Here is a 26,227-nt window from a genome sequence, read left to right as displayed (position 1 = left end):
AAATTAAACATATAATATATAATCAATTTCAAATAAATCTTATATGGAAATCTTAATGTTAAATATTAGAAAGCAGAATCCATTCTTTTTATTATGCTTTTTTGAGTACTTTGAAAGGTTTGGCTACTATGGTTTTAGTTATACATCAATACTATTTTTCATGAGCTCTTATGGTTTTAATTTTACAGAAAAACAAGCTGTCGTATTATTTGGTGCATTTGCAGCATTAAGCTACGCCTTTAATGCTGTAGGTGGCTATATAGCAGATAGTGTACTAGGTATTAAGAGAACTATGTTTACAGGTGGTGTACTATTATTGTTAGGCTATGCTATGATAGGAGTAGGCGCCTTTGTAGCATTTAAAGGGCTTATATATATTGCTATAGCGCTAGTCATATTAGGTGCTGCATTGTTTAAGCCTGCCCCAACTAATCTTATATCTAGAATTTATACTGATCACTCGAAAATTGACTCTTTATATACTATATTTTATATGTCAATTAACTTAGGCTCATTATCAGCATCACTACTAATACCTGTATTATCAGCAAGATTAGGATATACATTTACGTATTTCTTATGTTCCTTTGGTTTTGTGATAGCTATTGTAAATACATTATTGAGCTACTCGAGCATCAAAGATATTGATAATGGTGTAGGTAGTGCAAAGTTAGATACTAAAATAATCTATGGTTTTATAATAGGGCTTCTGGTAACGATATTTGTCTTAAGCTATGTACTAAGGTATGGTTATTTATCAACTATTATTCTTTGGGTTGGAGCTGTATTTATATTTTTTATCTTTGTATCACAAATCTTTATTGAAAAAGATTCTATGGCAAAGAAAAAGATTATGGTTGCGATAGTTTTACTTTTCTATGCAGTAATATTTTATATAATATATCAGCAGAAATTTACAACAGTTTTACTATTTAACCTTCATCATGTAAATTTACACTTCTTGGGTATGGATGTGAATCCTCAACAAATTCCAGGAGTGTTAGATACACTAGGTGTTATTATATTCTCACCAATACTAGCTTTAATATATACAAAATTAAAAGATAGGGATCTTTGTTTGCCACATAAGTTTGCACTTGGTTTATTTTTATGTGGTTTGGCATATGGAACTATGTATTTGGCTTGTATATTTAATGCTCCAACAGCAAAAATAAGTATTTGGTGGGAAGTTTTATCTATTACAGTATTTTTTGCATCTGCAGAGCTTCTTATTGGTGCTTTAGGACTAGCTCTAATGGCTAAACTTCTGCCAAGAAGAATAATGGGTTTTGCAATGGGAACTTGGTTTGTGACATCTGCTATAGGTATCAAATTAGGGACTATGATTGCAGGATATGTGAGTAGTGGAGTTAGATATAATGCTAAAGTAGGTTTTGATACTCAAATGACTATTAATAGTTACCATAGTTATCAGCATTTATTTGCGATGATATCAATAATAGCGATAGTTATTTCTATTTTTGCTTTTATAATAGGTAAGAGATTAAATAAAATGATCCAAGAATAATTTTTATGCAAAAATATCTATCGATTAATAGAGCTTTAGCTTTATTACTAATAACTATTACTATGTGGTCAACTGCATTTATTGGTATACGCTATTTAATGTTAGAAGGTTTTAGTGCTGGGGCTTTATCTTTAGCTAGATATGCTATAGCAAGTATAGTTATGCTAATAATCTTTATTAGGCAAAAAAATAAAACTATTCCTACTTTTATGGATTTAGTCAAATTTGCGGTATTGGGCTTTTTTGGTTTTTTTTCATACAATGTTTTTTTAAACTCTGGTGAAGCTAGAATTACAGCTGCTAGTGCAAACTTTATTATTGCTCAAGCTCCTATCATTGTGGCTTTATTAGCTTATCTCTTTTTTAGAGAGAAGATTACAAAAGTTGGTATTTTTGGTTTTTGTATAGCATTAGTCGGTGCTGGCATAATCTTTTTATCAAATGATGATACTTCTTTTGAATTTGTAGGTATTTGTTTTGTTTATCTAGCATGTTTTTCAGGTGCAATATATTCTGTTTTTCAAAAAAGTGTATTAGCAAGATTTCATCCTATAGAGGCTGTGGCTTATTTTATCTGGTTTGGTACAGCAATGCTTTTGGTGTATTCAAAAGATGTCTACGTAGATGTTAGTTCTGCAAGTTGTACAAGTATTTTAGTTATAATTTATATAGGAGTTTTTCCAGGAGCTTTAGGATATCTGTTTTGGGGTTATGCATTTAGAAATTTAAAAGCAACAGTAGCTATAGCATCATTATATTTTATGCCAATAATATCAATATTTCTTGGTTGGATTTTTTTACATGAAACAGAAGACAGCTTAGGAATAGTCGGTGGAATAGTAAGTGTGATAGGGGCTTATATAATTAGTAAATATGGATTGAGTAAAAAAACTGATTAAAACCTTAAAAGTTTGTTAGTCTCAACATTTTAATAAAACCCTTTTTTGTCTATAATATCTCTCAAGTTTTGAAATAAAGGATAAATATGCAAATAGTTGATCAAATGAAAGATAAAGCTTTAGAAGAGCTTAATCTTGTCAAAGATAAAAAATCTCTAGATGATATTCGAGTAAAATACCTTGGTAAAAAGGGCGAGCTAACAGGTATGATGAAGCTAATAGCAACTCTACCTAATGAAGAAAAACCTAAGCTTGGTCAAGCAGTAAATGTAGCTAAACAAGCTTTACAAGAAGCAATCAATGCGAAACTATCTCATTTTGAAGAGGCTGAGCTAAATGAGAAATTAGCTAACGAAAGAATTGATGTGACATTGTCTGGCGTAGGACAAAACCAAGGTTCTTTACATCCTGTGACAAAAACTCTAAATAGAATAGAATCATTCTTTAAACAAAATGGTTTTGCAATTGAGTTTGGTCCAGAGATTGAAAGTGATTATTATAACTTTGAGACATTAAACATTCCATCACATCATCCAGCTCGTGCTATGCATGATACTTTTTATATTGATGAAACTCATGTTTTAAGAACTCATACATCTGGTGTACAGATTAGAACTATGGAAAAACAAGAGCCACCAATTAGAATAATTGCTCCAGGTAGAGTTTATCGTTGTGACTCAGATGTTACTCATACTCCGATGTTTCATCAGGTTGAAGGTTTACTTGTAGAGAAAGATGTATCTTTCGCTGATTTAAAAGGCTTATTACATGCATTTTTAAACTCATTCTTTGAAAAGGACTTAAAAGTACGCTTTAGACCATCATATTTCCCATTCACAGAGCCATCAGCAGAGGCAGATATGGAGTGTGTAATGTGTGATGGTAAAGGTTGTAGAGTTTGTAAACATACAGGTTGGTTAGAAGTACTAGGTTGTGGTATGGTTCACCCTAAAGTTTTAAAAGCTGGAAATGTAGATTCAGAAGAATATCAAGGCTTTGCTTTTGGTATGGGTGTAGAGAGATTATCAATGCTTAGATACGGGATAGATGATCTAAGAATGTTCTTTGAAAACGATTTAAGATTTTTAAAACAGTTTTAATTATTATTTGAGGTTTATAAATGAAATTTTCACATAATTGGTTAAATGAATATCTAACTGATACTCAAGATAGCCAAAACTTAGCAGACACTCTAACTTTAGCTGGTTTAGAAGTTGATGCTATAGAACCAGTAGTAGCAGAGAAAGTGACAAACGTAGTTGTCGGACAAATCAAAAGCATTATAAAGCATCCTGATGCTGATAAATTAAACATATGTAGTGTTGATGTTGCAGAAGGAGAACCTCTAACAATTGTTTGTGGTGCTAAAAATATCTATGAAGGTATGAAGGCTCCTGTAGCAAAAATAGGTGCTGTACTACCTGGTGATTTTAAAATTAAAAAGTCTAAGCTACGTGGACAGGCATCTTTTGGTATGATGTGTTCAGAAGAGGAGTTAGGCTTAGCAGAAAAAGCAGATGGATTGATGGACCTACCTGTAGATGCTCCTGTAGGTGAAGATATTAATGAATATCTAAAATTAAATGATAATATAATTGAAGTTGATTTGACACCAAATAGAGCAGATTGTCTAAGTGTATATGGTATTGCTAGAGAGGTATCAGCTCTTACAAAAGCTCAACTTAAAGAACTAGAAACTCCAAATATTGAAATAGATATCAAAGATACTAAAGAAGTAAATATCTCAGCTATTGATGCATGTAAGTCATATTACGGATGTATCATTAAAAATGTAAATAATGATATTCAGACACCATTATGGATGGTTGAAAAACTAAGAAGAAGTGGCATTGGAAGTATCTCATTTTTTGTAGATGTGACAAATTATATTATGCTTCTTACAGGTCAGCCAATGCATGCGTTTGATCTTGCTAAGTTAGATGGTAGTATAAATGTTCGTTATGCAAAGCAAGATGAAGATCTAACGCTCTTAGATGAAACTCAAGTTAAACTTGACTCAGATACTTTAGTAATTGCAGATGATAAAAAAGCATTAGCAATAGCGGGTGTTATGGGAGGACTTGATTCATCTATAACTTCAGGTACTAAAGATATATTCTTAGAAAGTGCTTTTTTTGTTCCAGAAAAAATTGCTGGTAAAGCGCGTAAATATAATCTACACACAGACTCTTCTCATAGATTCGAAAGAGGTGTGGATCCTCAGCTTGCCAAAAAAGCTATGAAATTAGCTATTAAATTAATTACAGAGTATGCAGGTGGGGATGTGGCTCCTATTCATGGTAGTGAAGATTTAGAAAGTCTGAATAAACAAGTTAAAATAAATCTTTCTATTGAAAAGCTAAATAGTGTTTTAGGTACTGATTTGACTATTGATTATGTTACAGAAGTTTTAGAATCTTTACATATGAATGTTGATATAACTTTTGATAGTAACTGTATCGAGGTAGTAGCTCCATCATATCGTTTTGATATGGAAATACCTGAAGACTTAATTGAGGAAGTTGCACGTATTTATGGATATTCAAAACTTCCTGAAACTATGCCTAAATATGCTGCTTCTAAAGTAAATATCTCAGAGACAGAGCTATCATTAGAGGTTTTAAATAATCGATTAGTTGATAGAGGTTATCATGAAGCTATTAATTATAGTTTTATAGATCCAAAATATGATGAATTTTTCTTTGAGCATAAAGGTATTGCTATTCAAAATCCAATATCTCAGGATTTATCTATAATGAGACAATCTTTGATACCTGGTTTGATAAATTCTTTTAAAGCAAATACAGCTCGTCAGCAAAATAGAATAAGAATATTTGAAAAGGGTGCTTGTTTTAAATTAGAGAATAACCAAAGAGTACAGTTTGATAGAATAGCTGGATTAGCATATGGTGAGTTATTAAATATAAATTGGTCAAATACTAAAAAAGTAGACTTCTTTGATGTTAAAGCAGATATCGAAGCTTTATGTAATGATATCACTGATCTAAGTTTTGAAGTTTGTGATGATGTTAACTGGCTACACCCTGGACAATCTGCTTATATCCTATCAGGCGACTCTAAGATTGGCTTAATAGGAACAACTCATCCAAGTGTGTTAAAAACTTTCCAAATCAAAGCTAAAGCTCCTGTTGTATTTGAGATTGATTTAGCAGTTTTAACCAAAAAACAAATACTAAGTTTTGAGAAAGTATCTAAATATCCATCAGTATCAAGAGATATTTCATTCTTAGTAGATAAATCTGTACTTGCTGGTAATATTACAAAAGCAATAAAAGATTTGGATATAAACATTCTAAAAGATGTTAGTATTTTTGATATTTATGAATCTCAAGAGAGTGACAGAAAAAGTATAGCTCTTAGTATGCTTTTCCAAGATAATACACAAACTTTAGATGATAAAGTAATTACTGAGAGTACTGATAAAGTTTTAGAAACTTTAAAAGCTAGTTTTGATATTGAGCAAAGAGTATAAATTATCTAAGATATATCTTTAATAAAATACTCACTTGCTCAAACTTTGGGGGAGTTAAAGATAAAGAGTTGGACAAGGAGTATTTATTAATATTTAGAAGGCTTGCGCTATGCTTGTAAAATTAAGTTTTCCTGTTTGCCTAAGCCTTCTATTTCTAGTTCAAGCACATCATTTTCTTTTAAGTAATGAGTTTCTTCACCAAGGATTTCATTCTCTAACTGCACACCTTGAGGTGTGCCAGTTAGAATAACATCACCTGGTTCTAAGGTGAAATATTCACTTAATTTAGATATTAGATGAGAAATACTAAAAATCATTGTTTGTGTAGAGCCATATTGAACAAATTGATTGTTTACTTTAGTTTTTATAAATAGATTTTTTGGATCTATTTCATCTTTAGTAACTAAATATGGTCCAAGAGGGCAGAAAGAGTCACAACTTTTTCCCATATTAAACTGTCCTAGTTTTTGAAATTGTAAGCTTCTATCTGATACATCATTGCCAATACAATATCCAAGAATATATTCATCAGCATTATCTTCTTTAATATTTTTTGCCGTTTTACCAATAATTACAGCTAATTCATTTTCATAATCTAATTTTCCACCAATTTTTGGAATGTATATAGGATCATATGGGCCTGTAATACTACTTGAAGGCTTTTGGAAAAATATAAAATTCTCAGGTTTGACTTTTGGGCCACCTAGAAAATCAACTCTTTCTAAATGATCTAAATAGTTCATGCCGATAGCAACAATTTTTCCGGGATTGTATATACAGTTTTGTATATTTTCTTTTTGGATTTTGTCTGTAAGTATTGGTAATGAATCTAAATTGGAGCTATTTATTATAGATTTTAGATTATCAATATTCTTAGGAGATATTTCTTGGATAAGATCTTTAATATTATATAGAGTATTATTTGATAGAATGCATGGATATATATTATTATTATATTTGTAATGTAAGAATTTCATGATATGTTCCTTTTATATAGATATCTGATTGAAAGAGAGCTTTCAAAAGGTTGTATTAAATTTAATATTTATGATACAGTGTATTGAAATATGGTACAATATTTTTTAGTAATTTATTGGTAAAGGATTAAAATTTTATGAATCAAATTAAAAAGGCTATATTAATTACTTTTGCTTCATGTATATCGATTTTAATTTTATATCTATTAGATATAAGTGATTTTATGATATATTTTTGGGCTATTATTTTTTCTATATTCTCAGCGGCTACTTGCTCAAGAGTAACTAAAATTGATCAGTTTTGGTTTATCTTAAAGTCTAGTCTTTTAAGTATTTTGGTTATTTTTGTAACTTTATTTAGTCTATATTTTTCATTACCAGTATTTTTGTTAGTATTATTTTTAGGTGTTTTTTTCTGTTATTCGATTCCTGCTGTTTTTAACTATTGTGATAGGCTAAGTGTTTTTTTAGTTGTTTATATTGTTACAGCATTTTTATTTAAAGCACAAGTACAGTTAGATTTTTGGTTAAGTGTGAGCTACTTTATATGTGGCGTATTCTTAGGGACAGCAACTACTATATTGTGCTTATTAATTTTGCCTAGAATTGATTTTCCAGAGGTTAGTAAAGTAGGATTTAATCAATATCATTTAGCCCTTAGAGCAGCATGTGCTATTTGCTTAGGTTTTTTAATATTTAATATAACCCCTTTATATAACTTTGCTTGGATTTGCTATTCTATCTTGGTTTCTTTGAGGCTTAATGTTGCTGATTCAATTAAAGTTAGTATCCAACGCTTATCAGCAACAATAATTGGTATAATATCAGGAAGTATATTCAGTTATGAAATTTTTATTTATTTTCCAAGTTCAATATATGCAACTACTATTCTATTATTGTTTTTAACAATAGTTTTTATTGAGAAGAATTATTTTTTGGGAGTATTATTTGCTACGATGATACTATCAAATGTTTTTTATATTATTAACCCTGTCGGATATACGATTACTAGCTATCTGTTAGTGAGAATTAGTGATACATTAGTTGGTTTGAGTATAGGTATATTTTGTTCTTTATTGATATTGCCAAAATATGTTTTTTATGAGTTAAGGCTAGAGTTGATAGATATTTTGATAGGGCTAAGTGAGATATGTAAAAACTCTAAGAAAGAGAATTTTGAAAATTTAGATTTATCATTTAATTCATTTAATACAAGCTATATTAAGTCTAAATATGAACCAGTTTCACTATTTTCTAATAGATTTCCTTTTTTAGAGGAAATGATGCCACATCTAGATCAGGTCTATAGGTTGATTAAAGACAAAAACTTTAAAAAGGCTAATAACTTAGATTTAGAAATACTTTCTAATAAGCTAGAGAATTTAATATACCTAATACAGACAAGAGGTAATCCAAGATTCCCTAGTTATCTATTAGATAAGAAAATTAATAGTAAGATCATATCAGATATTGACGGACATATTTGTGAAATACAAAAAGTTTATTTAGCTATGATAAAAGTTAAAGAATGGAAATTCGATTTTAAATAAGTATTTACAAATAAGCTTCTACAATGCCAAGATATTCATGAACTATTCTTTGAGTTATATAAAAATTATAAGCACTTGGTAATATTTTAAGATCAGGAACAAGTTTAGATGAAGCTAAACTAATAGTATTAATATTAAATTTATCAAAAAGTATTTTGGCTCTTTTATAATGAATGCCTCCAGTAACTAAACAATAAGTTTTATCCTTTTCTAAGAGTTCTTTAGTATATTTAGCATTTTGATATGTATTTTTAGATTTTTTTTCTAACAATATCTTCGAGTCAGGCACTCCTAATTTTTGTAGCTCTTTTGCATAGATCTCTGCTTCTGATATTTTCTCTCCACTAGGAACACCACCAGTTACTATAACCTTTTGTGGATATCTATTATAAACTTCTGCAGCTTTAAGAATACGGTCATATGCTCCAAGACTAGGCTCTATTTGTCCAAAAGCATCGTTTAGGCCAGCACCTAATAATATAATTCCATTTGTTTTAGCACATGCTTTGATATCTGATGTTTCTGACTGAAGAGGCTTTGCTAAAAAATATCCTATAATACCACTACCAATTAAATAGTAAATTATTGTTAAGGCTATTAAGAAATATCGTAAATATCCTTTTGAACAAATAACACAGATGATTAAAGCAATTAAAAACAAGCAACCGATATCTAATAAATGACTCATATTAAATCCATATTTATTTTGCAAAGAAACCACCAAGCATCTGAGTATAAGTTTCAGTATCTTTATTATTACAACCACGAAATGATACACAAGTATGTTTAGCAGATATTTTTACCGAAACATCTTCTGTACCAAGGATGAATTTTAGACTTTCAAATATTTGCGCTGTCATTCTTTCTTGTATTTGAGGGCGTCTTGCAAAAAAATCACAAATACTATTTATGCGACAAAGACCTATAATATTATTATTCTTTGGGATAAATGAAACCTCAGCAGTACCTTCAAATGGTACAAAATGATGTTCACAAAATGACATTATTGTAATGTTTTTTTGAGTTAAAATTCCATCATATTTAAATTCATTTTCATATAAAGCACAAGCCGGGAAGTTGTTATAATCTAGACCATTAAAGATCTCTTGAGAGAACATTCTTGCGATTCTAAAAGGGGTTTTGTCGAACTCTGAAGTATCAAGACCAAGAGTATCTAATATCTGTCGATATGCCTTAGAGATTTTCTCTATTTTTGTATTATTGTCTATGTTGAACTCTCTTGGTTGTTCTAAGCCTAGTTTTATAAGATGGTCACGAACATTTTTACCTAGCTCAGAGCAGTATGTATTTGCCATTTTTAGCTTTAAATCTCATATAATAGAGTATTAGCGATATTATATTATTTAATAAATCATCTTTATAGAGTAAATGTTGATTATTAGTGTTAATATAGCTAGGTTAAAAAATATAGGAAATAATAATATATGCAATTCTCAGACTTAGGTTTAAATTCTTCAATTTGTAGTGCTTTAGATAAAAAAGGTTACACAAAACCAACTACCATTCAGGAAAAGGCGATCCCATTAATTTTAAAAGGTAATGATGTTATGGCATCAGCACAAACTGGTACTGGTAAGACAGCAGGCTTCACATTGCCAGTTATACAAAAGCTTTTAGATCAACCTAAAGCCCAAGCAAATAAAATTAAAGTTTTAGTTCTAACTCCAACTAGAGAGCTAGCAGCTCAGATTCAAGATCAAGTTAGATTATATGGGGAAAATACTCATATACGCTCAGCAGTTGTATTTGGAGGAGTAAGTATAAATCCACAAATGATGAAGCTACGTAAGGGTGTAGAAATATTAATAGCTACACCAGGTAGGTTACTTGATTTATATGGTCAAAATGCTATTAAATTTGATAGCTTAAATACTCTAGTTCTTGATGAAGCAGATAGAATGTTAGATATGGGATTCATAAATGATTTAAAAAGAATTCATAAACTTTTACCTAAAAAGATCCAAACTTTAATGTTTTCAGCTACCTTCTCACCAGAGATTAAAAATTTAGCCCATGAATTTCTTAGTAACCCTCAGTCTGTATCAGCAGATGTTGTAAATACTACTGTCAAAAAAATTACACAGAAGATCTACACTTTAGATAAAGCCAATAAAATTAACGCATTAATAGCTTTGATCAAAGAGCAAGACTTGCATCAAGTATTGGTTTTTTCTCGCACAAAGCATGGCGCAAATAAAATCTCAGAAAAACTTAACAATGCAGATATAACAAGTAGTGCTATTCATGGTAATAAAAGTCAAACTGCTCGTACAAAGGCATTAGCAGATTTTAAAAATAAAGAAATAAATGTACTAGTTGCTACAGATATAGCTGCCCGAGGCATTGATATTGCACAACTTCCATGCGTTATAAATCTTGATTTACCAAATGTGGCTGAAGATTATGTTCATAGGATTGGTAGGACTGGTAGGGCAGGTCAAGATGGTTTAGCAATCTCTTTAGTTAGTGCAGATGAGGTAGAATCATTATCAAATATTGAGCACTTAATAGGTCATCTTTTACCACGTGAGGAGTTAGAAGGATTCGAGGCTACTCATAACGTACCTGTGACTAGTATGTCGCGTAAGACTAAAGCTAAAAAAATTGATGAAGTTAAAATAATTGCAGCAAAAAGAGCTAATAAGAATAATAGAAATAGTACTCAAAAGAAAACTTCTAACCATAATAACGACTTTGCTAAAAAAATTAGACAAAAAATTAACGCTAATAAAAGTGTTAGAAAATCAAAAGGTGAAGTTTCAAATTAAAAAATGATTAGATTTAAGTACAAGCCTTAAATTTTTCAGTTTTAATTTCTACATCTAAGTCTTTAATCTCTGCTAGGAAATTTTGGACGTGAGTAGATTCTAAATGAACTTTATGGCTATTATCATCTGTAAAAGCCATAACTTCAAATACCGTTCCTTCGCTATTACAACCTAATTCGTAATGAATGCATCCTAACTCAGCATTTATTGGTTTTATAAGTTTTTTAGCTAGGTCATAAAGTTCTTCATTTCGCCCATTTTTAGAGTGTAACCTAACAAATACAATTATCTTTTCTGACATAAATTTTCTATTGTTACATATAATGTAAATCAGTGTAGCATAACTTGGGCAAAATAATTACTTTATGAGGATCTAATCAATAATACAAATAAAATTTTATTAAAAATATTTTAATTTTGCCTTTAAATGTTTTGACAAAAAGCTTAGTCTTTTATACTATTCGTAACTAATAATCATTATCATGCCGAAATTTTTACTATATTGATTATTTCTTATATCTATATAGTCAACTTAGTCGGTATATTTAATATGTTTTAGGAGAGTAAATGCCTGACCAAACTAAATCGGCTTTGAGCTTTGTGCTATTAACTTGGTTCTTAGGAAATCTAAATGTTTATTTTTTCATGCCATTTTTACCATTGATTAAACATGACTTTATGGCTTCAGCAGTAATAGTGCAATACACCATCTCAATATTCTATATCTGTAAAGCTAGTGGAATGCTAATTTTTGGTACTGCTGGAGAAATAATAGGCCGTAGAAAAGTTATGCTGATTGGTATAGCTATGATTTGTATAGCTAGTTTTGTGAGCTTATTTATCACTGATATGAGAGTGCTTTTAGTTTGTAGAATGTTCCAAGGCTTAGGTGTAAGTGCTACAGTACTAATGGGTCGCACGATTATTAATGACATTTATGAAGGTAAAGAAGCTGCTCGCGTATTTAGCAAGGTAATGTTCGCTGCATGTATTATTATTACATTATTACCGATATTAGGTGGATATGTAGCCAAACTAAATAGCTATAGAATAGCATTTTTTGTAATAATGGCTTATACGTTAGTTATTGGATTATTCGCTTACTTTTTCTTACCTGAGACTTCTAAGCCAGAAAATAAAGATAAGTTTGAAATATCTGCAGTATTTAAATACTATCTAACAGTTATTAGAGAAAGATATTTCTTAGCATTTATTTTATGTACTATTTTTGTAGTAGCAGGGGAATCTGTATTTGATACAGCTTCACCATTATTAATGATGAATACATATGGTTTTTCAACTATTAGTTATGGGTATTTTGTAAGCTTTATGTCACTAATTAGTTGGATTGGTATTTTAGCGGCAGGCATGTTGCTTAAGAAATATTCACTAGAAGAGATTATGGGGATAGGTGCTATATTATCACTTATTTCTGGTTTAATTATACTTTTACAAATATTCTCAGGAACTATTCATTTAGCTTTCTTTATAATAAGTATGGTTGCATTTTTCTTAGGTAGTGGCTTTATACTTACAGTATTTAATGTTGGGGTAGTTAAAAATCACCAAAAAACAGTAAGTATTGCATCTTCAGCATCGCTTTTCTTATATTTTTCATGCTCTGCATTAGGAAGTTTTATCATTAGTCATTTCTCTAATAAGACTATTATGCCTCTTGCGATTGCAATGATTATATTGTGTTTTATTGTATTTTTATTCTGGCTTGTACTTTTAGCACCATTAATAAGACTAAATTCTGAACAGAATTATGCATAAGAGTTTATAAAAAAATAGACATGATAACCTATCTAACAACTACTGCTGTTCCATAGCAGAAAACTTCTGTACCGCTAGTGTTACCACCAAGGCTACTAGAGTCATATCTAATAGCAATAATAGCATTAGCACCTAGTTTCTTAGCTTCCTCTATCATCTCTTGTTCAGCATGTAGTCTAGCTTCCTTACAAACATTTGTATAGGAAGTATTTTTACCACCAATAATATTCTTTAGGCCTCCTAAGATACCTTGAGTAATAGTTGGTGTACGGACAATAATTCCTGTAACTAAGCCTTTATGCTCAAGAATTTCTCTTTTACCAAGATTATCTGCAGTAGTTAATAGCATGATGATATTTCCTTAATCGATAATAACTAGTATCAATATATCATCGATTAGTTTACTTTTTTAATAAATACAAAATTATTTTTTCTATTTTTAGGATCTACTTTAATTAGGAGATCATACTCTCTATTACAAGCATCAACAACCCACAACTCATTCCATATAGGGTGAGAATATTCAGGAGCTCCAGAAAGCCCATACCAATGAAGTGTAGTTGTACTTACTGAGGAGGCAATATATTTATCTATGTTGTTTACTCTACTAGTATTACAACTATATTTTGATAGCTCTTTTAAAATCAGAGGCTTCATATCATTTGTAAGAGCTCTACTCATTATACTACCTTTCATAATAGCTCCTAATGGAAGTCTATTTCTACCTATAGTATAAAAAGTAGTTGGATTATTACTAAAGCTATTCTCAAAGTAGTTTACAGTAGTTGTATGAGATACCCCACATGAGTTATATGACCATATTTCCTGCCAATTTATAAATTCTTGGTTTTTAATATATTCTCTATTAACTATTGAGGTATTTTTTATATTTTTCAGCTGTATCTTCTCTGAGCAGTGAAAGTCTAATAAAGACATTAGCGCAATATTTGAATATACTTTCTCACGTAGTTTGATCATTTTACCTTTATTTAATAAAATAGATTTATCACTTACTTTTGACTGAGCAAATATAGTGCTTATAAGTAAAGACAGAAGTATTACTAAGAATATTTTTTTGTTCATAATTTTAAACTAGAGTTACCAACTCCTCTGAACTAGTAGGGTGGATAGCTATAGTGTCATCAAAATCACGCTTAGTTGCACCCATATTAATAGCTACTGCAAATCCTTGAAGCATTTCATCAACATTTAGTCCGATCATATGACAGCCAACTACTTTTTCATTTTCACCAGTTACAACTAGTTTCATTACTGTTGGCATTCTATGACCTGAGATAGCACAGTATAAAGCTGTAAAACGAGATTTGTAAACTTTTACATTATCATCGCCATATTTTTCTCTAGCCTCTTTCTCAGATAGGCCAACAGTACCAATAGCAGGGTGAGAAAATATTACTGTAGGAATATTTTGAAGATTTGCTTTTAGGTCAGTTTCACCATTGAAAAGTCTACGAGCTAGATACCTACCTGTTTTAATAGCTACTGGCGTTAGTTGAGGAACACCTGAGGCATCACCTAGAGAATATACACCTTCAACATTTGTTTCAGACCACTCATTAGCAGGAATTATACCCTTGTCAGTTATTTCTATATCTGTGTTTTCTATACCTAGATTATGAGTATTAGGAGCACGACCTGTTGCCCATATTAGAGTATCAATATCTTCTAATACTTTACCAGTATCAGTAGAGATTTTTAGAGTTTCACCAACTTTTTCTACTTTAGTAATATTTGTATGGTTCATTACCTTAAGATTAGTCATTTCCATACATTCAACTAAAGCATCACTAATATCATTATCAAATTCCATTAGAGGCTTATCTCTGCGTACCATTATAGTAGTATCAGTACCATGAGCATTTAACACACCAGCAATTTCAACACCAATATAGCCACCACCAACGATAACAGCTTTTTTAGGAGTTTCTTCTAACTCAAAAAACTCATCTGATGTAATACCTAGTTCAGATCCTTCGATATTTTTTAGTACGATAGGGTACGCACCTGGAGATATAAAAATATGATCTGCAGTTATCTCAGTGCCATCATCTAGAACTATAGTTTTATTATCTTTGAATTTACCCCAGTTATTAAAGTGAGTGATATCCCACTTATCAAGTAATCTATCATAGAAGCCATGGATATTTCCGATATACTTAGCTCTTTTTTCTTTTAAAGTAGCCCAGTTAAAACCTTTAACCTCAACATCAAAACCATAACCTGCAACATCATGCTTTAACTGCTCTGCAATCATAGCACCATAAAACATTGCTTTTTTAGGAACACAGCCACGGTTTACACATGTGCCACCAAGTTCACGTTTTTCAATAATTGCAACTTTTTTACCAAATTTAGCAGCTTGTACAGCAGATGCTATGCCTCCAGAGCCACCACCTAAACTTATTACATCAAAGTGATTATTTTTCATTTTTCTTTCCTATATTCTCTTATTCTTGTTCAAAAAATATTTTTCTATTATCTGATTTTTGAATAGGTCTATCATTATTAAAAGTCAGAATATCTCTAAATGTTTGAACTTCTTTTTTAGATATCTTAGCTTTTCTTTTTAATATTATCCACTTAACTCCTTCAGTACATGGTGGAGTTGTCAAAGATCCTGTATATTCATAAAAAGAATGATGGCCATTAGGAAGTGGACTATCAGTCTTATTTACAGTAAAGCTAAATGTATTAGTTTCACCAACTTTTTTAGGAATATGTGGCCATATTTTGTTTATAAAAGGATTAGTTTTTGTATCACTATATTGATAAAGCAATGCTAATACAGCTATTTTGCCATCTTTTGATATATTTACAAAGTGAGCTTCAAAAGGATATTCTTTACCATCTACATAATTTTCACTAGGAGTATGGAAATGCATTTGCTTTAATTCATATTTCTGTTTTCCAATAAATATATAGCTACCTGGCTTAAATAAAATTTGTATTGTGTGGCCGTTATTTAGTATTGATTCAACATGTAAGTGATAATCAATTTTTACTTTATCTGCTTCACTACCTTTTACTGCTTTTGTTGTGACTAAGTTTATTGGAGATTGTTGTTTTCCTATAGCGCACTCTTTATATTTTTTAGACAAATCACCCCAATGTTCAGGGCCTTCAGCTCCAACATATCCCCATTGAGCAGTTTCTGTAGTTTTACTATTTGAATATGCAAAACTAAAAATACTAAAAGAAGATGCTAAAATTAATCCTTTAAAAATATTTTTATATTTCATTTTATTCCTTTGCTATAACTTCACTATTAAATTAAAAACTTTATAATTTTAACCTTTTAAACTATAAATATGTAGTGATTTAGTTACTTGGCCGTATTTATCTACTTCACCAAAACCTATAGCTTTTATTTTAAAGCTTTCTGGTTTTAGTTTGGTCTCTTGTATTATTTGGTTAAAATCATTTTCAAAACTAGCTCTAGCTTTATCACTATCTAAATTAGCTGCTAATATACTTAGATGAGGATTAAACTGATTAAATGTATTCGGTGAGCCATATTCTTTGAAAGATTTTAGTTTAGTTGGATAATATTTTACCCAACTAGGAGTAGGGTAGTCTTTATTTCTATATTTAGACAAATCAGTTACAACTTTATTCGATAATTTTTGAAGCTTTGGCGAGTTCTGAATATCTAACATTACAAAGCCACTTTTACCAGCGATAAACTTATCTGTTTTAATATCAAACGGAGATGTGTTTTTTGCAATTTTTACTAGTTGTTTTTCTATATTTGTAATATTTTTCTTATCAAAACTTGTTAAATAAAGCGTTAAATGTACAGGGTGGTTTTCAATAAAAGGCCTAGTATTATATTTTTTGAGAACATCTGTTTTTTCTATAGAGTTATCAAAACTTCTAACATATTTAGTTGCCTTATTAGAAAGTATAAGATAAATATTATATTGCTTAAGATTTTCTGCAAATACATTACAAGTTATAAGTATTATAGATATAGTTAGTAATAGTTTAGAAAATATTCTTTTGTTCATTATATTAATACTCCTTTATTTGATCTATTAAGATTTTAAACGAGTCTTCTATACTAGAATTTGCTGTATCAATTTTAATTATAGATTGATCCCAAGCTTGATAATTTCTACATAATACGTCTTGCCAAGTAGGGTATTTATTTGAACCTGATTTATATCTAGCTTCTACTCTATCTTGATGAGTTTGTTTATCACTACATATAACTTCAATATTTATTACTTTAGTGGAATTTACTTCAGATAGTTTATTCCATAATTCTCGAGATTCTAAAACAGGATTACAACAGTCTATAATCACACCTTTACCAAGCTCAAGATTTTCTTTTGCTTGATAGAATGCTATTTCATATCCTTGTTTAGTTAGCTCTTGAGGATATTCTTTTTTAAGATAGTATTCGATTGTGTCAATTCTAAAATAGGCAGTATTAGGTATAGCTTTTGCTAGTTGCTTAGCTAAAGTTGTTTTGCCTACTCCTGGTAAACCTGAGAATATATAAGCATTTGGCATATATTAACCTTTTTATTTAATGCTATAAGCTTCCACCACCATCAACACAAATAACTTGTCCAGTTATAAAGGATGCTTCTTTTGATAGGAGGAAAGCTATTGTTGCAGCTATTTCTTTAGGTTTACCTATACGATTCATAGGAATAGACTCTAAGACTTCTTTTTCTTCTTTGCTACCAATAGGTCTTGTTTTTCTAAATAGTTCAGTATCTACAGGGCCTGGTGCTATAGCATTTACACATATCCCATACTTAGCAAGCTCAAGAGCCCATGTTTTAGTACATCCAACTAAAGCTGATTTTGCAGCAGAGTAACTGGTACGATTCTTAACGCCAAAAATAGCTCTACTTGCAATATTAACTATTTTGCAATGTTTTTTTGATTTCATTTTCTCAATAAAAAATTGTGTTACTTGAACAGCACTTCTGACATTTAAGTTATAAACTTCATTTAGTGCAGAAATAGAAACTTTTTCTAATGCTTCTGGAATTGCAATACCAACATTGTTAATAATAGCGTTTGGACATCCATGAATTGCATTTATTTGAATAAGTGTTGATGCGGTTTGTTTTTCATTAGCTAAATCACATAGGAATAATTCTCCAGGAAAGCTTTCAACATAAGATCTTGCTATTCCAATTACTTTCCATCCCTGTTCTTTTAGATATAAGCTTGTAGCTAATCCAATCCCTTTTGTTGCACCTGTAATTAAAACAACCCTATAATTCATATTGAATACCTTTTTTAAAACTAAACCTCATAATCATAACTAATAGTCAAAGGCGCATGATCTGAAAACCAGTTTTCTTTGTAGATATAATCAGATTTGGGTACTACTTTATCTTTTAAAGCAGGTGTTGAAATATGATAGTCAATTCTCCAGCCGACATTCTTTGCTCTAGCTTGACCACGATTTGACCACCAAGTATAGTAATCAGGCTCTTGGTTAATAACTCTAAATGTATCAACCCAACCTAAATCATCAAATATATGATCTAACCAAGCTTGCTCTTCTGGTAATACCCCAGATGTTTTACCATAGTTAGATTTCCAATTTTTGATATCAATCTCTTTATGCACGATATTAAAATCGCCACAAACTATAAAATCTCTACCAGATTCAACTTGTTCTTTTAGTATCTCTTTGTATTTCTCAAGAAACTGCATTTTATATTCTTGACGTACATCGCCGCTAGAACCACTTGGCAAATATAAACTAGCAATACTAAAGTTTTCATAATCTAACTGTATATAGCGACCTTCATCATCTGCCCAATCAAGCCCAAGCTCTTTGATAACTTTTAGAGGCTTTTTCTTGGCATAAATAGCAGTACCACTATAGCCTTTTTTGACAGCATCTTTAAAGTAGCAATGATAGCCTTCGGGGAAATATTGATTATCTCCTTCAAGTTGATGAAACTGTGCTTTTGTCTCTTGGATACATAAAAAATCTATATCTTGTGATTCAAACCATTCCCAAAAACCTTTGCGTGTAGCCGCACGAATACCATTAGCATTAAAACTTGTTACTTTAATCATTATAAATTTAGATAGTTAAAATTATTTATTAATTAGAAATTCTAACATTTTTAGCGATGAAAAAGAGGGTGTTTTAAATAATAATTAGAATAAGCCTTTAGCTAACATCTGTATTGCAGCTAAGATAATTACAACAAAGAATGTTATTCTAAGAGCTTTTGTTGGAATATGAGGCATTAATTTTGAACCAATCATAGAGCCTAATAACGTACCTAAAGCCACTGGTAAAGTTATTAAACTATCTATATAACCAGCAAAATAATAAGTCGAAGTAGCAGCAAAAGCAGTAACTCCCATTATAAAATTACTTGTAGAAGCACTAACTTTAAATGGGATTCTCATAATATTATCCATAGCGATAACTTTAAAAGCACCTGCACCAATACCGAGTAGGCCACCAATAAATCCAGCTCCAGACATACCTAAAAAACCTAAAAGGGGTCTTTGGACATTATATTTTTCTTCTACACCATCTATATTAATACTATCATTAAGTTGTAATTTAACAGCCATCTTAGATATTTTTTCATTCTCCTCAGATATAGAGGGCTCTTTCTTTAAAAAACTTAATATGGCTACAAGTATTAATATCCCACCAAAGATTATAAATAGAGATTTAGATTGAAGCATAATAGCAATCTTAGCACCAAAGATAGAACCTATTGCTGTTGCTAATGCCAAGAATAATCCTAATTTTTCTTTAGTATAGCCATGAGATTTTAGTGAAACTATAGATGTTGCGGTAGATGTACAGATTATAGCAACTAAAGATGCGCCTATAGCATGATGGATAGAAACCCCCAAGACAGTTGAGAGTAGGGGAGTTATAATAAGAGCACCACCTAAACCGATTACAGATCCAATACTTCCACCTATTATGGCGATGACAAAAATAGCTATCTCAAAAAATACTTGTTGATCCATTCTACTATTATTAATAAGCTTTTTAATTTAGTATAACCTTTATTTTTAAAAGATTTGTATTTTAATTTAAATTCTTTTAAAATATAGGCTTATTGTTTTGTCTAAACGTATATTAACTAAAAATTTAACAAACTGGAGAAGAGGCCAATATGGCAAAAGAAGATTGTATCGAAATGGAAGGAGTTGTATTAGAAGCTCTTCCAAACACAATGTTTAGAGTTGAACTTGAGAATGGTCACGTTGTGACTGCTCATATATCAGGTAAAATGAGAAAAAACTATATCCGTATTTTAACAGGTGATAAGGTAGTTGTTGAAATTACTCCATACGACCTAACTAAAGGGCGTATCAAATTCCGTAGCAAATAATCCCAATCTCTTTATCTAGAGTACTATACTTTCTAATATTAATAAAATCGGTGTTAGGATAGTAAATATTAGTCCTATTGATATCGCTAGTGGTACTACTTTTGTACCATAATTATCTTTGATAACTGGTAAGCAAAAGTCCATAGCTGTATTTGCAGCATATCCAACTAATTCTACAGATAATATTCTCCTAAGTAATGGAATAAGTGTTATGACAAATATTTCACGCAAGAAATCTATCATAAAAGTTATCATACCGTAATATTCACCAAGGAAATTAGTATTAAGAACTACTGATAATGAGTACCATCCTAATCCAGAGCAGATCATAATACTTTGCTTAATAGATATGCCTGTAATGAGACTAATAATTAGTGCTGATGCTATAGATGTTAAAATGACTATAGTTACAATAATTAAGGCTGTCTTATTCTTAAAGATATCTTCTAAAGGTATTTTTTCTAACTTTAATAAAATACCAATAATAAGCATTAGACCTAAGAGCATTACAAATACGATATTATCGATAAATTTTGTTATATCAATATTTACTATTTCACCAATTATATATCCTAGAACCAAATAGATTAGGTATTTACTAGCTTTAAAAATATTCCAAAGTATATTACTTTTAATATTCTTTTGGGGAGTTGTTATAAAGTTGGTTTTTATATGTTTATTATAATAGCAGTATAGAGAAACACCAGAGATGTTTGCTATTAAAATGACTATACTATAGCCAAAACTTATACCAATAATTTCTAAAACAATACTATTTGTATTAGTGAAAATACTAAAATTATAACCAAGTAAGAAAATTATTGAGATAACAATGAAATTTAAAGATAAATCTATATATCTAATAGTTTTTTTAGCTGGCTTAAAGTTAAATAAGTAATAGCCAATAATTAATGTGACAAAAAGTAATAAAGATTCGAGCATTTATTTTTATCTATAGATTATTTTAGTTTGATTTTTCTGTATATCATAAATAGAACTACAGGAATAATAGAAAGTACAAAACACACCGAAAGTGTTTTTACAAAGTCCATAGGGTTATCATACATATTATCAGGTGGTATAAAGCCAATAAATACACATATTACAGTCCCTAATATACCTAAAAGACATGCAATAGACATTCCGACTTTGCCAAAAGGAATATTAAAATCATCTGTGTTTCTATTAGCATCTTTATTTGTTAACTTGAGTTTTAAAGCCGCAAAAAACATCATTAGATACATCAAAGAATATATCTGTGTGCTAAGCGCAGTCAATAACCAATAATAAGCTTGAACTGATGGAACTAACTCTAAAAGGGCACATATTATTGTCATGATAATAGCTTGAAGGATTAGGATCCCTCCAGGTACATCGTGCTTGTTTGTTTTATCTAAAAAACGCGGTAAAAAATTATCATCAGCAGCTTGTAGCAAACCTCTAGCTGGAGAAATCATCCAATTAATCATTGATCCTACAGATCCTACAACCACCATTAGACCTAATATATAGTAGAAAAATACAGGAATATCTAAGCTTTCTAGGTAAATTTGAAATGTTTTGATTGTGCCATGTACAACATCTATCTGATCTTTAGGGAATATAATAGCTACAGCTAGTGCTCCTAAAACCATAGTAAAAACTATAAAAATAACAGCTATTAGTAAAGCTAGGGGGAATGTCTTTTTAGGATTTATAACTTTTCTAATATGTACTGTTGCTAGCTCAAGTCCTAAAAAAGAAGCGATAATAGCTGTTAGACCCATCCAAGAGTCTGTTGTGGTGAAATCTGGTATAAGGTTATTTAAGTGAAAATGTATATTAAGAGAATAATTGTTTAATAACCAAATTAAAGCAAATATAACCATCAATAACATTGGGATAACCATACCTAAGAAAGTACAAATACTAGCAAAAACAGCAGATACTCTTAATCCTTTGAGGTTTAGTATAGTTAGTGACCAGAAAACAACTGTTATAAAAACTACAGTAAACTTTATATTTTGAGCTAGATCTGGATTAAATAAATAAGCAATAGTTCCCGCAAGGAAAGTCAAGATACTTGGAAACCATATCAAAGTATTTACCCATTGAAACCATATTGCTAACATTCCAACATTTGGTCCAAAAGCTTTCTTAACCCAACCATATACTCCTTCTTCACCTTTCTCTGTATATGTTGCGGTCATTTCTGCAGAAACTAATGCAACAGGTGCTAGAAATAATACTACGGCTATAGCAAAGAAAAAGAATATATAAGTTCCTGAAGTAGCTGTTGAGGGTAGGTTTCTAATATTATCAATAGCTCCTGTCATTAATAATATTAATAATATTAAGCCAATTTTTTCTTTTCCAGATACATTTGCTGTCATGGATTACCAACTAGTTATTATGAAATAATGCATATTAAAACATAATACTCAAGCACGTATAATTTAGCAATTGTTTAAGCTATATATAGAGGCATTACTTGAAAAAGTTTTTCAAGAATCTCTAGAGCATTTCTATTGTCTACTTTAACTATAAGTCTATCACCATCTTCAATTAATAAATCATCAGCAAAGAATAATGGTGTATTATCATTTTTCATTATCGAAAGTATTCTTATACCTTTAGGAAGTTTTAGTTCAGAAATATTCTTGCCTATCACGGTAGACATATTTTCTTGACCATGTACCTTTATTTCAATAAACATTTCTTCACTATCCTCTACCTCATACATTTTTAACATATCTACCTGAGTTAGAAATGCCTTAATTGTGGTATAAGAGAAATTATGAGGAGAAATAGATATATCAATAAGTTTTAAGTCACGAGTTATATCATAGTATTCAGCACTATTAACAGTTGCTATGGTTTTTTTAGCACCTAGTTTTTTTGCAAGAATTGATGACATTATATTAATTTCATCTGAATTAGTTAGAGCAAAAAACATATCTGCTTCATCAATTCCTTCAGCAATCAATAGATTATTGTTTACAGGGTTGTAGTGCAAAATAGTCGACTTTGAAAGCTCATTTAAGGCAAATTCACACTTTTTCGCACTAGGATCTATCATTTTTATGATATATCCTTTGGTCTCTAGAGATTTTGCTAGAGTAATACTTGCGTGGTTGATCCCTGCAATAAATATTTTTCTGACATTAGCTTTCTTGGGCTGAAATATTGATAAAATCTGAGATGAATATGCTTTTTCTGATAAATACATAACTCTATCACCAGGTTTTACAAGAGTTTCAATATCATCTATATCTAGCTTTTGATTACCTCTATATACAGAAATAATATCAACTTTAATATCACCTAGACCAAGATGTATGTCTTTGATAGAAAAACCAACTAGTGGTGAATCATCAGAAACCTCAACACCAATTACTTGAACTCTTTTATCAAAAAAACTTGAGATAAAGAAAGCCCCTGGTAAAAATATAAGCTGCTCTAGTCGTTTAGTAGCTTCGAAAAATGATTTTATAACTAGATCAATATTATTTAGTAGTTTAGGGAATCGGTTATATTCAGTATCTCTAATTCGAGCTATTTTGTATGGAGTTTTATAAAGTTTGTATGCCATGTCACATACAGCAATATTTGTAGTGTCATCAGATGTCACAGCTATGATCATATCTGTATCTTTGAAGTTTGCTTCCATCATGATGTTTGGCTTTGTAACGTCACCAACAATAGTTTGGACATCAAAAGCAGAGGATATAAATCCAAGTTTTTCTTCATCTAAATCGATAATTGAAACTTGGTGATCTAAGCTAAGTCTCTGAGTCAAATATATCCCTAATTGACCAGCACCTAAAATAGCAATTCTCATAATTACTTGTTATAATACCAAAATTGATAGTCTATTAGTCTAGCATACTAATCTAAGGCATTAAAATAATCAATTTTTTATTTACATTCAGCTCTTTTAAGACTATTATTGTACCAAAATGATACTAAATTGGTATAATTATGTAATCATGCTTAGGATAAGTAAATTACTTGACTACGGATTATTAGTTGTAGTAACAATAGCAAAAAACAATTCTGCTCCTTATAGTGCTGCAAAAGTTGCTGAAGTTACGGGGTTAAATATCCCTACGGTAAGAAAGTTGCTTAATCAACTTTCGATTGCTGAAATAGTAGCTTCAAAGCGCGGTATTGAAGGTGGATATATATTAGTTAGAGATTCTCGTGAGATTACAGTTTTAGATATAGTTGAAGCTATTGAAAAAGATGTTAACCTTACAGAGTGTTGTGATATCCACAAACAATGCAGCTTAAAAAGTTGTACAGTTAGTAGTTACTGGAAAGTTCTAAATAGCCAGCTATTAAAGATACTTTCAAGTACATCAATTTATGATATTGTCAACAATAAAGGCAAGAGCTAAGTAAAATGAGTGAAAATTTAGATAAAATTATAGAACAAGACTATGAACATGGTTTTGTAACAAATATTGAACAAGAAACAATAGCAGCAGGACTTAACGAAGATGTTATTCGTTTAATATCTGCAAGAAAAAATGAGCCTGAGTTTCTATTAGAATGGCGTTTGAAAGCTTATAAAAAATGGCTAGAAATGAAATCTCCTAGTTGGGCAGATTTAAACTATCCACCAATTGATTTTCAAGCTATTAGTTATTATTCATCGCCAAAGTCAATGAAAGATCATCCTAAAAGTTTAGATGAAGTTGATCCAGAAATTATTGATACATATAACAAGTTAGGTATTCCTTTACATGAACAAGAAATGCTAGCAGGGGTTAAGAATATAGCTGTTGATGCAGTATTTGATTCAGTTTCAGTTGTTACAACTTTTAAAGAAAAACTTGCTGAAGCAGGAGTTATATTCTGTCCAATATCAGAGGCTGTACAAAAGTATCCGGATCTTGTTAAAAAGTATCTTGGATCAGTAGTTCCTCAAGGAGATAACTTCTTTGCAGCATTAAACTCAGCTGTATTTAGTGATGGCTCCTTTGTATATATTCCAAAGGGCGTGACTTGTCCAATGGAGCTATCTACATACTTTAGAATTAATGCTATGAATACTGGTCAGTTTGAAAGAACTCTTATCGTAGCAGATGAAGGTAGTTATGTTAGTTATCTAGAAGGTTGTACTGCACCTATGCGTGATGAAAATCAGCTACATGCAGCAGTGGTAGAACTAGTTGCTCTAGATGGTGCTGAGATCAAATACTCTACAGTACAAAACTGGTATCCAGGTGATAAAGATGGCAAAGGTGGTATTTATAACTTTGTGACAAAAAGAGGAGTTTGTCATAAGAACTCTAAGATTTCTTGGACACAGGTTGAAACAGGTTCAGCTATTACTTGGAAATATCCTTCAGTTGTTTTACGTGGCGATAACTCTATTGGAGAGTTTTATTCAGTAGCTCTGACAAGACATGCTCAGCAAGCAGATACTGGTACTAAGATGATTCATCTTGGTAAAAACTCTAAAAGTACAATTATCTCTAAAGGGATTTCAGCAGGTAGAGCGTCTCAAGCATATAGAGGTTTGGTTAGAATATCTCCAAATGCATCTGATGCGAGAAACTTCTCACAATGTGATTCATTACTAATAGGTAATAAATGTGGTGCTCATACATATCCATATATTGAAAACAAAAGCAACTCATCGCAAATAGAACATGAAGCTACAACTTCAAAGATTTCTGATGATCAGTTATTTTACTGTAAGCAAAGAGGCTTATCAGAAGAAGATGCTATTGCTATGATTGTAAATGGTTTTTGTAAAGAAGTATTCAAAAAACTTCCTCTTGAATTTGCCGTTGAAGCACAAAAACTTATGGAAGTAAGTTTAGAAGGTGCTGTTGGTTAAGATTGTAAATTTTACATA

The 26,227-nt window shown here is 30.6% G+C and carries 26 protein-coding genes; 10 read left to right on the top strand and 16 right to left on the bottom strand.

From position 1 onward, the window contains the following. Positions 1–55: 55 nt before the first annotated feature. The 4 genes from FIP56_RS05765 (at position 56) to pheT (ending at position 5,920) form a co-directional block, all read left to right on the top strand. Positions 56–1,528 carry an oligopeptide:H+ symporter gene (locus FIP56_RS05765; protein WP_192577990.1) on the top strand — a complete coding sequence of 491 codons (1,473 nt, stop codon included), beginning with the start codon at positions 56–58 and terminating at the stop codon, positions 1,526–1,528. 5 nt (positions 1,529–1,533) lie between these two features. Then, on the top strand, positions 1,534–2,427 hold the full coding sequence (locus FIP56_RS05760) for a DMT family transporter (RefSeq protein WP_192577989.1): 894 nt from the start codon (positions 1,534–1,536) through the stop codon (positions 2,425–2,427). A gap of 86 nt (positions 2,428–2,513) precedes the next feature. Next, positions 2,514–3,527: a phenylalanine--tRNA ligase subunit alpha gene (pheS, locus tag FIP56_RS05755; RefSeq protein WP_192577988.1), complete on the top strand. Its 1,014-nt coding sequence runs from the start codon at positions 2,514–2,516 to the stop codon at positions 3,525–3,527. A 20-nt stretch (positions 3,528–3,547) separates the two neighbouring features. After that, positions 3,548–5,920 carry a phenylalanine--tRNA ligase subunit beta gene (gene pheT / locus FIP56_RS05750; RefSeq protein WP_192577987.1) on the top strand — a complete coding sequence of 791 codons (2,373 nt, stop codon included), beginning with the start codon at positions 3,548–3,550 and terminating at the stop codon, positions 5,918–5,920. Between the two features lie 107 nt (positions 5,921–6,027). Here pheT and FIP56_RS05745 read toward each other — a convergent pair whose 3' ends face one another. After that, entirely contained in the window at positions 6,028–6,897 is an 870-nt protein-coding gene (locus FIP56_RS05745) for a fumarylacetoacetate hydrolase family protein (protein WP_192577986.1), read from the bottom strand. Between the two features lie 137 nt (positions 6,898–7,034). Here FIP56_RS05745 and FIP56_RS05740 point away from each other — a divergent pair, with 137 nt between their 5' ends. Beyond that, the gene (locus FIP56_RS05740; RefSeq protein ID WP_192577985.1) at positions 7,035–8,447 is read left to right on the top strand and encodes an FUSC family protein; all 1,413 of its coding nucleotides are present in this window, start codon (positions 7,035–7,037) and stop codon (positions 8,445–8,447) included. A gap of 4 nt (positions 8,448–8,451) precedes the next feature. Here the strand turns inward: FIP56_RS05740 and FIP56_RS05735 are convergent, their stop codons facing one another. After that, positions 8,452–9,135: a YdcF family protein gene (locus tag FIP56_RS05735; protein ID WP_192577984.1), complete on the bottom strand. Its 684-nt coding sequence runs from the start codon at positions 9,133–9,135 to the stop codon at positions 8,452–8,454. 13 nt (positions 9,136–9,148) lie between these two features. Continuing rightward, positions 9,149–9,763, bottom strand: coding sequence for a GTP cyclohydrolase I FolE (gene folE / locus FIP56_RS05730; protein ID WP_192577983.1), 615 nt, complete (start codon positions 9,761–9,763; stop codon positions 9,149–9,151). A gap of 129 nt (positions 9,764–9,892) precedes the next feature. Here folE and FIP56_RS05725 point away from each other — a divergent pair, with 129 nt between their 5' ends. Continuing rightward, positions 9,893–11,236, top strand: coding sequence for a DEAD/DEAH box helicase (locus tag FIP56_RS05725; RefSeq protein WP_192577982.1), 1,344 nt, complete (start codon positions 9,893–9,895; stop codon positions 11,234–11,236). Between the two features lie 13 nt (positions 11,237–11,249). Here FIP56_RS05725 and FIP56_RS05720 read toward each other — a convergent pair whose 3' ends face one another. Continuing rightward, the gene (locus FIP56_RS05720; protein ID WP_192577981.1) at positions 11,250–11,537 is read right to left on the bottom strand and encodes an antibiotic biosynthesis monooxygenase; all 288 of its coding nucleotides are present in this window, start codon (positions 11,535–11,537) and stop codon (positions 11,250–11,252) included. A 266-nt stretch (positions 11,538–11,803) separates the two neighbouring features. Here FIP56_RS05720 and FIP56_RS05715 point away from each other — a divergent pair, with 266 nt between their 5' ends. Next, positions 11,804–13,012, top strand: coding sequence for an MFS transporter (locus FIP56_RS05715; protein ID WP_192577980.1), 1,209 nt, complete (start codon positions 11,804–11,806; stop codon positions 13,010–13,012). 28 nt (positions 13,013–13,040) lie between these two features. Here the strand turns inward: FIP56_RS05715 and FIP56_RS05710 are convergent, their stop codons facing one another. The 9 genes from FIP56_RS05710 to FIP56_RS05670 form a co-directional block, all read right to left on the bottom strand. Then, positions 13,041–13,361, bottom strand: a complete 321-nt coding sequence (locus FIP56_RS05710; RefSeq protein ID WP_192577979.1) for a YbjQ family protein — start codon at positions 13,359–13,361, stop codon at positions 13,041–13,043. 47 nt (positions 13,362–13,408) lie between these two features. Next, positions 13,409–14,095, bottom strand: coding sequence for a hypothetical protein (locus tag FIP56_RS05705; RefSeq protein WP_192577978.1), 687 nt, complete (start codon positions 14,093–14,095; stop codon positions 13,409–13,411). Positions 14,096–14,099: 4 nt separating this feature from the next. Beyond that, the gene (gorA, locus tag FIP56_RS05700; RefSeq protein WP_192577977.1) at positions 14,100–15,461 is read right to left on the bottom strand and encodes a glutathione-disulfide reductase; all 1,362 of its coding nucleotides are present in this window, start codon (positions 15,459–15,461) and stop codon (positions 14,100–14,102) included. A gap of 19 nt (positions 15,462–15,480) precedes the next feature. Further along, complete coding sequence (locus tag FIP56_RS05695) at positions 15,481–16,272, bottom strand: carbonic anhydrase family protein (RefSeq protein WP_192577976.1); 792 nt, start codon at positions 16,270–16,272, stop codon at positions 15,481–15,483. A gap of 48 nt (positions 16,273–16,320) precedes the next feature. After that, positions 16,321–17,040 (bottom strand): 2'-5' RNA ligase family protein, encoded by a 720-nt coding sequence (locus tag FIP56_RS05690; RefSeq protein WP_192577975.1) that lies wholly within the window; start codon positions 17,038–17,040, stop codon positions 16,321–16,323. Positions 17,041–17,044: 4 nt separating this feature from the next. Further along, positions 17,045–17,548 carry an AAA family ATPase gene (locus tag FIP56_RS05685; protein WP_192577974.1) on the bottom strand — a complete coding sequence of 168 codons (504 nt, stop codon included), beginning with the start codon at positions 17,546–17,548 and terminating at the stop codon, positions 17,045–17,047. A 22-nt stretch (positions 17,549–17,570) separates the two neighbouring features. Then, entirely contained in the window at positions 17,571–18,278 is a 708-nt protein-coding gene (locus tag FIP56_RS05680) for an SDR family oxidoreductase (protein ID WP_192577973.1), read from the bottom strand. A gap of 20 nt (positions 18,279–18,298) precedes the next feature. Next, a complete protein-coding gene (locus FIP56_RS05675) occupies positions 18,299–19,087 on the bottom strand; it encodes an exodeoxyribonuclease III (protein WP_192577972.1) in 789 nt (262 codons plus the stop codon). Between the two features lie 84 nt (positions 19,088–19,171). Next, positions 19,172–20,011, bottom strand: coding sequence for a sulfite exporter TauE/SafE family protein (locus FIP56_RS05670; protein WP_192577971.1), 840 nt, complete (start codon positions 20,009–20,011; stop codon positions 19,172–19,174). 149 nt (positions 20,012–20,160) lie between these two features. Between FIP56_RS05670 and infA the strand changes: the two genes are divergently transcribed. Then, entirely contained in the window at positions 20,161–20,379 is a 219-nt protein-coding gene (gene infA / locus FIP56_RS05665; protein WP_004287780.1) for a translation initiation factor IF-1, read from the top strand. Positions 20,380–20,394: 15 nt separating this feature from the next. Here the strand turns inward: infA and FIP56_RS05660 are convergent, their stop codons facing one another. From FIP56_RS05660 to trkA, 3 genes are all read right to left on the bottom strand, one after another. Further along, on the bottom strand, positions 20,395–21,321 hold the full coding sequence (locus tag FIP56_RS05660; RefSeq protein WP_192577970.1) for a lysine exporter LysO family protein: 927 nt from the start codon (positions 21,319–21,321) through the stop codon (positions 20,395–20,397). A gap of 17 nt (positions 21,322–21,338) precedes the next feature. After that, positions 21,339–22,751, bottom strand: coding sequence for an APC family permease (locus tag FIP56_RS05655; protein WP_192577969.1), 1,413 nt, complete (start codon positions 22,749–22,751; stop codon positions 21,339–21,341). 74 nt (positions 22,752–22,825) lie between these two features. Further along, the gene (trkA, locus tag FIP56_RS05650) at positions 22,826–24,199 is read right to left on the bottom strand and encodes a Trk system potassium transporter TrkA (RefSeq protein WP_192577968.1); all 1,374 of its coding nucleotides are present in this window, start codon (positions 24,197–24,199) and stop codon (positions 22,826–22,828) included. 148 nt (positions 24,200–24,347) lie between these two features. Between trkA and FIP56_RS05645 the strand changes: the two genes are divergently transcribed. Both FIP56_RS05645 and sufB read left to right on the top strand, forming a co-directional pair. Further along, the gene (locus tag FIP56_RS05645; protein WP_192577967.1) at positions 24,348–24,758 is read left to right on the top strand and encodes an SUF system Fe-S cluster assembly regulator; all 411 of its coding nucleotides are present in this window, start codon (positions 24,348–24,350) and stop codon (positions 24,756–24,758) included. 5 nt (positions 24,759–24,763) lie between these two features. After that, a complete protein-coding gene (sufB, locus tag FIP56_RS05640) occupies positions 24,764–26,209 on the top strand; it encodes a Fe-S cluster assembly protein SufB (protein ID WP_192577966.1) in 1,446 nt (481 codons plus the stop codon). Positions 26,210–26,227: the final 18 nt, after the last annotated feature.

Source organism: Francisella sp. LA112445, from assembly GCF_012224145.1.
GTDB lineage: Bacteria > Pseudomonadota > Gammaproteobacteria > Francisellales > Francisellaceae > Francisella.
Note: the sequence above shows the minus strand (reverse complement) of the source record. Positions and strands in the feature narration are given on the sequence as shown.

Excerpts from the sequence above, each read along its gene's own strand:
- FIP56_RS05690 (WP_192577975.1), bottom strand. The coding sequence starts at position 17,040 with ATGAACAAAAGAATATTTTCTAAACTATTACTAACTATATCTATAATA.
- FIP56_RS05720 (WP_192577981.1), bottom strand. The coding sequence starts at position 11,537 with ATGTCAGAAAAGATAATTGTATTTGTTAGGTTACACTCTAAAAATGGG.
- FIP56_RS05725 (WP_192577982.1), top strand. The coding sequence starts at position 9,893 with ATGCAATTCTCAGACTTAGGTTTAAATTCTTCAATTTGTAGTGCTTTA.
- FIP56_RS05660 (WP_192577970.1), bottom strand. The coding sequence starts at position 21,321 with ATGCTCGAATCTTTATTACTTTTTGTCACATTAATTATTGGCTATTAC.
- FIP56_RS05715 (WP_192577980.1), top strand. The coding sequence starts at position 11,804 with ATGCCTGACCAAACTAAATCGGCTTTGAGCTTTGTGCTATTAACTTGG.
- infA (WP_004287780.1), top strand. The coding sequence starts at position 20,161 with ATGGCAAAAGAAGATTGTATCGAAATGGAAGGAGTTGTATTAGAAGCT.
- FIP56_RS05695 (WP_192577976.1), bottom strand. The coding sequence starts at position 16,272 with ATGAAATATAAAAATATTTTTAAAGGATTAATTTTAGCATCTTCTTTT.
- FIP56_RS05745 (WP_192577986.1), bottom strand. The coding sequence starts at position 6,897 with ATGAAATTCTTACATTACAAATATAATAATAATATATATCCATGCATT.
- sufB (WP_192577966.1), top strand. The coding sequence starts at position 24,764 with ATGAGTGAAAATTTAGATAAAATTATAGAACAAGACTATGAACATGGT.
- FIP56_RS05765 (WP_192577990.1), top strand. The coding sequence starts at position 56 with ATGTTAAATATTAGAAAGCAGAATCCATTCTTTTTATTATGCTTTTTT.
- pheS (WP_192577988.1), top strand. The coding sequence starts at position 2,514 with ATGCAAATAGTTGATCAAATGAAAGATAAAGCTTTAGAAGAGCTTAAT.
- FIP56_RS05680 (WP_192577973.1), bottom strand. The coding sequence starts at position 18,278 with ATGAATTATAGGGTTGTTTTAATTACAGGTGCAACAAAAGGGATTGGA.
- FIP56_RS05675 (WP_192577972.1), bottom strand. The coding sequence starts at position 19,087 with ATGATTAAAGTAACAAGTTTTAATGCTAATGGTATTCGTGCGGCTACA.
- FIP56_RS05760 (WP_192577989.1), top strand. The coding sequence starts at position 1,534 with ATGCAAAAATATCTATCGATTAATAGAGCTTTAGCTTTATTACTAATA.
- gorA (WP_192577977.1), bottom strand. The coding sequence starts at position 15,461 with ATGAAAAATAATCACTTTGATGTAATAAGTTTAGGTGGTGGCTCTGGA.
- folE (WP_192577983.1), bottom strand. The coding sequence starts at position 9,763 with ATGGCAAATACATACTGCTCTGAGCTAGGTAAAAATGTTCGTGACCAT.
- trkA (WP_192577968.1), bottom strand. The coding sequence starts at position 24,199 with ATGAGAATTGCTATTTTAGGTGCTGGTCAATTAGGGATATATTTGACT.
- FIP56_RS05705 (WP_192577978.1), bottom strand. The coding sequence starts at position 14,095 with ATGAACAAAAAAATATTCTTAGTAATACTTCTGTCTTTACTTATAAGC.
- FIP56_RS05710 (WP_192577979.1), bottom strand. The coding sequence starts at position 13,361 with ATGCTATTAACTACTGCAGATAATCTTGGTAAAAGAGAAATTCTTGAG.
- FIP56_RS05670 (WP_192577971.1), bottom strand. The coding sequence starts at position 20,011 with ATGGATCAACAAGTATTTTTTGAGATAGCTATTTTTGTCATCGCCATA.
- FIP56_RS05740 (WP_192577985.1), top strand. The coding sequence starts at position 7,035 with ATGAATCAAATTAAAAAGGCTATATTAATTACTTTTGCTTCATGTATA.
- FIP56_RS05685 (WP_192577974.1), bottom strand. The coding sequence starts at position 17,548 with ATGCCAAATGCTTATATATTCTCAGGTTTACCAGGAGTAGGCAAAACA.
- FIP56_RS05645 (WP_192577967.1), top strand. The coding sequence starts at position 24,348 with ATGCTTAGGATAAGTAAATTACTTGACTACGGATTATTAGTTGTAGTA.
- FIP56_RS05735 (WP_192577984.1), bottom strand. The coding sequence starts at position 9,135 with ATGAGTCATTTATTAGATATCGGTTGCTTGTTTTTAATTGCTTTAATC.
- pheT (WP_192577987.1), top strand. The coding sequence starts at position 3,548 with ATGAAATTTTCACATAATTGGTTAAATGAATATCTAACTGATACTCAA.
- FIP56_RS05655 (WP_192577969.1), bottom strand. The coding sequence starts at position 22,751 with ATGACAGCAAATGTATCTGGAAAAGAAAAAATTGGCTTAATATTATTA.